Genomic DNA, 6197 nt, shown 5'->3' with positions numbered 1-6197 from the left:
CAATTAACATTTTTGCTATTTTACTTCTTCTTGTTTCCGGTCTTTTTCTTGGCATAAAAATTCCTCCTGGTTAGTTTTTCTTTACCCTAATCAGGAGGTTTCTATACACAAAACTTTACACAGTCTCATAGAAAGGTAAAAGATTATAGGGGGCAGGTTTTAGTCTGCCTCCTGTATTTTTTTATTGGTTGTCTTTAAGAAAAAATGAGGGGTTATATTGAAAAAATATCAGCCACATCCTATCAGGAGGGCTGATATACAAAACTTTTCACACTACCAGAGAAAGCTGATACACCAGATCCTTACTTATATAATTCATTATAAATATACTTATCAGTATTCTTTCTTAATTGAGTCAATTCATTTATCAAGATATTCTCGTTGGCGTAGTCATCCATAAGAATATCTTTTTTATTTTTGTATTCATCATATAAATTTGATAACTCTTTTATACTTGGATTTTTATATTGACACTTTTCTAAAGTATTTATTGCTTTTTCATATGCGATAATTTGAGGCTTATATTCACTATAAAAATCTTTATCATTTGGATTTTCTTTATAGGTTCTATAGATAACCTTATTTATTTTTATAGTGTTAATGTCTTCAATAGCTGTGTAAATTTCGCTCATAACTCTCTCTATATCCTTAATTTTATTTAAAATTTTTTGCCTATTAACAGCCTCCTCTTGAAGTTTATTTTCTAAATCCATACTAGATGATAGACCATATTTTCTAAGCTGATTTAAGGTATTTGCCATAGTATTCATGTTATGTTTTCTTGCCCATATTTCATAACCTTTAGAAGATTTAACCTTTTCATTGCCTTCCATATCTATTATATTATCAAATTTCTTATAAGATTTTTTAGCATAATATACTTCACTATTTTTGTAATTTTCATTTACCTTATTTTCAATTCTTTCTTTTATTTTCTCTTTTGTATAATCTTTTCCAAGAGTAGTTTCCCTCGCACGAATGAATCGCCCTTTTTCTCCTTGTTCTTTATGTCTGAAAGAAAGATATTTTCCAAGTTTAATTTCATAGCCATATTCTTCCATAAGCTTTAAGAAATCCTCATAGCTATTTGTTTTATTAATAGCATGATCAATAGCAATTTGAAGTTTATGTTTCCAAGATTTTCCTTTCTTAAATTCAACATATTCTTTGTAGGACTTTCCATTGGTTTTATACTTTTCTTTAAATTTTGCATAATCTTCATCTATAACTGATAGCTTATACTTTCTACATAAATCATCACTATGATTTCTAATTTGGTGGTAAGTTTTTTTATTACTTTGATATGCTTTACCAGTTTCAAAAGAAACATTATTAAATAGTATATGATTGTGAATATGTCCCTTATCTATATGGGTAGTAAGAACATATTCATACTTTCTTTTTAAGATTTTATCGCATAGTTCTATACCTATTTGATGGGCCTCTTCAGCAGTAGTTTCTCCAGGGAAAAAAGATTGAATTAAATGTCTTGCCAAAACTTTTGCTTTAGAATTACATTCTATTTTTGTTTGTTCAAATTCTAAATGAGCAGTTATAGGGTTACAGTTTAGGGAGGAAATTAGAATTTTTTCATCTGTTTTATCACTATTCATAATATAATCAAGTGCTGCTTTTAAGGTAGATTTTATAGGGTGAATTTTAGTAATAGCCATTATTCTTTCTCCGTATTTATGCTATTAGAATTAGTAAGAGAGTATATTTTTTTACGCATAGAGAAAATATCTTTCGCTTGATTTTCTAATAAGCTTTTTAAATCTTCTACATCATCTTTATATATAATTGATGTAGTATTTACTCTTTTAGCAATTTGATTTATATTATTTGAAGTACGACTTATATTTGTTGACATTTTACGAAAGACATCCATATCTAATACATAAATATCTTTTTCTAAAATACATTTCATAATAAATTGCCTAAGAGTTTTACACTTAGATGCTTTATATTTTTCATTTAGCAATTCTAACTCCTCGTCAGATAACATTAAATAAATTCCGTTATTTCTAAATCTACTTGTCATAATTTAACCTCCTCGTATATTATAGTTGTAGTAATAAATACTACATTTTGTTCTCAATCCCTCTTTCTTATGGGATAATAATTGTATAGATAGAGCTCGTAGTAAACCTCCTTGAAGCTTGTCTTCCTAATAAATTTATTAATCGAAATAAAAAAGAAAAACCTGTAAATTCAAGTAGGATAACTTGACTTACAGGTTTAATTTATTCTATATATTTCGTCTGGAAATCTCCTGATTTATTTTTTTATTGCTTATATTTTATCATTTTTTGAGATAATATTCAAGTTTACGTTGAAGCTATTATAAGAGTTTGTTGATGAATTTAATTATTATAAATTTAGGGGTTTGGGGATATTCCCCAACAAGTAAAATGGAAAAAAATAAGCGATATAATCGTAGTATTCTTATTCCATTTTTAGTAAGTGCATATGCACTTACTGTGCTTGCTATAATTGCTATAATTGCTATAATTGAAAAATTTACTTTGAAATAGAGACTTTTACAACTATAATAATATGTATGATGTTAAAAAATATTTTAAATTATCAAATTTCAAAATATTTAATTAAATTCTTAATCACTAACAATTTAAGAGGGGGCGTAATTTATTTTACACAGGGAATTTGCTGAAGAAAATTATTTAGAAGCCATATATATTTTATCTTTGGAAAATGAAGAGGTTAGAAATATAGATCTTGCTAACTTTTTGGATTATAAAAGGCCGACGGTTACAAGAATGCTAAAAAAACTTGAAAGTAAAGGCAGGATAACTTATGGAGATGATAAAATAATTCGTTTAACAGACGAATCAAAAAAATTTTGTGAAAAGATGTATAAAAAGCATATGTATCTTACTGGTGTATTCATTAAACTTGGAGTTAATCCTAAACAAGCAGAAGCCGAAGCTTGCCTTATAGAACATGTTATTTCAGATGAAACTTTTGAAAAACTAAAAAAACATTTTAATGAAACTTTATAATATATAGCATAGATTACTTTTAAATAAGTTTTTTATGCTATTTTTTTTAATTATTTTACAAAAAAGATCAAAAACCTATTGATAAATGTTATCAAATAGTATATAATAAATTAAGGTTAGCTATCGCTAACAAAGAATGAATTAAAAGGTGAATTTATGTCAAAAAATTTTGAAATACTAAATAAAGAATTAGACGAAAATAATATTAAAGCTAGCCTTGTTATATTTCCGTTTGCAGGAGGTGGAGTATCCGCATTTAGAAAATGGGCAGATAAATTTGATGATACTAGACTTTACGTGGCACAGTATCCTGGCAGAGAAAATAGATTCTCTGAAAAGGCTATAAGTGATATAAATGTTTTAGTGGAAGAGTTATTCAATGATATGAAAGAAAATTTTGATTTTGAAAAACCTTACTTTTTATTTGGACATAGCATGGGAACAAAGATTGTCTATGAACTTGCTTTAAGAATCAAAAAGTCTGATTATGTAAACCCAAGAGGGATAATAATTTCAGCAGGGCGAGCTCCACTATATAAAGAACCAAACCCAATTTATCATCTAAATGATGAGGGATTTATAGAAGGTCTAAGAAGATATGAGGGAACTCCGAAAGAGATATTAGATAATAAAGAATTAATTTCAATTTTTTTACCGACACTTAGAGCAGATTTTGTAATAGACGAGGACTATAAAGATACAAAACATGAAAAATTAGAAAGTCCCATACTTGGACTTATGGGAGATAAAGATCAAGAAATGAAATTAGAAGAACTTAAAAAATGGCAAGATTATACAACAAAAGAATTCGTCTATAAATATATAGATGGCAAGCATATGTTTGTAAATACATCTACTGAAATGGTTATAAGGGAAATAAAAAGCTATATTAATGAAAACGTTAAAAATAATTAAAAATACAGAACTAACAAAATATGACATTAATGAGGTAGTTCAATTTATACATGATGATTGTATAGCAGTAGTTGCTGTAGAAACAAATAGTTATGGAATTATAAGTGAATGTATTCCATATTTAAGTAAAGATCAAATTGAAATTATGTGGAAGTATAGAAAAGAAAGTGACAGAATTAATTATGCTGTAACAAAAGCAATAGTAAACTTGCTATTTTCTAAAATTGAGAAACTAAAATGCGAAGAGATTAGATGGCGTTACGGTAAATATAATAAACCATATATTAGAAATCATTTGAATTTACATTTTAATATATCACATACCACAGGATTTTCAATAGTAGCTTTCTCAAGAAATGATATAGGAGTTGATATTGAAAATATAGAAAGAAATATAGATTATAGTGAAATTAAGAATAATTTTTTTATTAACAATGAAAAAATATTAGGTCTGAAGGACTTTTACAAATATTGGGTTTCTAAAGAAGCTTATTTAAAATATAAAGGAGTCGGCTTAATTCAAAATTTGGAAACAGTTGATGTTATTAATAAAAATAATAATGTAATGAAAGTTATAGATAAAGAAAATGATATTCAAAAGGAGATTTTAATTTTTGAAAAAGAAAAATTTGTTTTTGCATTATGCTATTAAAAAGGTAGGGCAAATATTATGAATTTAGAGATTAAGAGACAATTAATCAACTTTTATGACAAAAATGTTTGGGAGCATCTAACCGTTAGCGAACATTTGAAAATGTGGTCAAATACATACGCCGATAGAGTAGCAGTTGTAGATGAAAATGAAGAATTGACATATAGACAACTTAAAGATGAAGTGGATTGTTATGCTAATGGACTTTTAAATCAAGGCTTCTGTAAGGGAGATAAAGTATTATTTCAACTTCCTAATAGTAAAGAATTCATTATAATTTTATTTGCAATGATGAGTATAGGAGTGATTCCTGTAATTATCTTGATGGGTCATAGATATTCTGAAGTTAAGGGAATTTTAAATAAAACAAATGCAAAAGCATATATTGGAATTAACAGGTACTTAGGATTTTCATATGAAGATATGGTGTCTAGTATTATAGAAGATACGAAAGAAGATTTACAAGTTTATTTGATTGGCGAAACAGAGAAATATGAGAAATTATGTGCTTTAAGACAAAATAGAAAAAATAAATTTGCCGAAGAGTTAGATTATAAGGAAACTGCTATATTTTTATTGTCAGGAGGTACAACCGGCTTTCCTAAACTAATACCTAATAGGCATTGTGAATTTATATATTTAGCAAAAGAATTGGCAAATGCAACGGATATGAATGAAGATACAGTGTATTTGGCAGCTTTACCTATGAGCCATAAATTTGCACTTTGTTGTCCGGGAATGATTGGGACATTGTCAAAAGGTGGTAAGGTGGTTACTTGTAGAGTATCCAGTCCTGATGAAATAATACCTTTGATTGAGGAACAGGAAATTAGCATTATGGCATTGGTACCTACTTTAGCTAATATGTGTATAGAATATCTTAAAAATGATGATGCTGATATCAGCAGTTTGAAGTATATACAGATAGGTGGATCTGTTCTTGATTCTAACTTAGCAAAAAAGATTCAGGAAGAATTTAATTGTAAATTATTGCAATTATATGGCATGAGTGAGTCGTTGATTACTTGCTCTAGGGTTTTGGACGATGATTATGACAGATTATATACTCAAGGGAAGAAGTTAAGTGAGTTTGACGAAGCTCGTATTGTTGATGAAAACGGGAAAGAGGTTTCTGATGGAGATTTTGGAGAGCTAATAGTTAGGGGACCATATACTATTTTGGAATATTATGATTCATCAAAACTAAATGATACTCAGTTTACAGAAGAATGTTTTTTAAGAACAGGAGATAGAGCCGCTAAGTTATATGGAGACAATTATAAAATTGTTGGTCGTGTGTTGGAGATGATAAATCGTGCTGGAGAAAAAATAGTTCCTTCTGAGTTGGAAAATATTTTGCTTACAAATAAGAATATTAGAGAAGTGCAAATTGTTGGCATACCCGATGAGACTCTCGGAGAAAAAATAGGTGTATTTATTTTGAAGGGGAGTACCGTTCTTACGCTTAGAGATATAAGGAATTATTTGGTAGAAAGAGGACTTGCTTCTTTTAAGTTACCGGATGAAGTACAGTATGTTGATCAATGGCCATTAACAAGCGTTGGAAAGATAGATAAAAATAAATTGAAGCAACAAATGATTAAATAAGG

The 6197-nt window shown here is 28.1% G+C and carries 6 protein-coding genes; 4 read left to right on the top strand and 2 right to left on the bottom strand.

Features of this window, described 5'->3' with window-relative positions; translation table 11 throughout:
- Positions 1–302: 302 nt before the first annotated feature.
- Together FYJ26_RS09405 and FYJ26_RS09400 are read right to left on the bottom strand one after the other, a co-directional pair.
- On the bottom strand, positions 303–1673 hold the full coding sequence (locus FYJ26_RS09405) for a relaxase/mobilization nuclease domain-containing protein (RefSeq protein ID WP_154541815.1): 1371 nt from the start codon (positions 1671–1673) through the stop codon (positions 303–305).
- Positions 1673–2041 carry a plasmid mobilization protein gene (locus FYJ26_RS09400; protein WP_154541813.1) on the bottom strand — a complete coding sequence of 123 codons (369 nt, stop codon included), beginning with the start codon at positions 2039–2041 and terminating at the stop codon, positions 1673–1675. Before FYJ26_RS09400 ends, FYJ26_RS09405 begins: the two co-directional genes overlap by 1 nt.
- A gap of 607 nt (positions 2042–2648) precedes the next feature.
- On the opposite strand from FYJ26_RS09400, the gene FYJ26_RS09385 reads away from it, so the two are divergent.
- From FYJ26_RS09385 to FYJ26_RS09370, 4 genes are all read left to right on the top strand, one after another.
- Complete coding sequence (locus FYJ26_RS09385) at positions 2649–3020, top strand: metal-dependent transcriptional regulator (protein WP_326831257.1); 372 nt, start codon at positions 2649–2651, stop codon at positions 3018–3020.
- A gap of 156 nt (positions 3021–3176) precedes the next feature.
- Entirely contained in the window at positions 3177–3935 is a 759-nt protein-coding gene (locus FYJ26_RS09380) for a thioesterase II family protein (RefSeq protein ID WP_154541807.1), read from the top strand.
- A complete protein-coding gene (locus tag FYJ26_RS09375) occupies positions 3913–4587 on the top strand; it encodes a 4'-phosphopantetheinyl transferase family protein (RefSeq protein WP_154541805.1) in 675 nt (224 codons plus the stop codon). The genes FYJ26_RS09380 and FYJ26_RS09375 overlap by 23 nt, the downstream gene beginning before the upstream one ends.
- A gap of 18 nt (positions 4588–4605) precedes the next feature.
- Positions 4606–6195 (top strand): AMP-binding protein, encoded by a 1590-nt coding sequence (locus FYJ26_RS09370; RefSeq protein ID WP_154541803.1) that lies wholly within the window; start codon positions 4606–4608, stop codon positions 6193–6195.
- Positions 6196–6197: the final 2 nt, after the last annotated feature.

This window comes from Anaerococcus porci (assembly GCF_009696575.1).
Taxonomy (GTDB): domain Bacteria; phylum Bacillota; class Clostridia; order Tissierellales; family Peptoniphilaceae; genus Anaerococcus; species Anaerococcus porci.
Note: the sequence above shows the minus strand (reverse complement) of the source record. Positions and strands in the feature narration are given on the sequence as shown.

What these genes read in the sequence shown, in the direction of transcription:
- FYJ26_RS09380 (WP_154541807.1), top strand. Translation starts at nt 3,177, where the DNA reads ATGTCAAAAAATTTTGAAATACTAAATAAAGAATTAGACGAAAATAAT.
- FYJ26_RS09375 (WP_154541805.1), top strand. Translation starts at nt 3,913, where the DNA reads ATGAAAACGTTAAAAATAATTAAAAATACAGAACTAACAAAATATGAC.
- FYJ26_RS09400 (WP_154541813.1), bottom strand. Translation starts at nt 2,041, where the DNA reads ATGACAAGTAGATTTAGAAATAACGGAATTTATTTAATGTTATCTGAC.
- FYJ26_RS09405 (WP_154541815.1), bottom strand. Translation starts at nt 1,673, where the DNA reads ATGGCTATTACTAAAATTCACCCTATAAAATCTACCTTAAAAGCAGCA.
- FYJ26_RS09370 (WP_154541803.1), top strand. Translation starts at nt 4,606, where the DNA reads ATGAATTTAGAGATTAAGAGACAATTAATCAACTTTTATGACAAAAAT.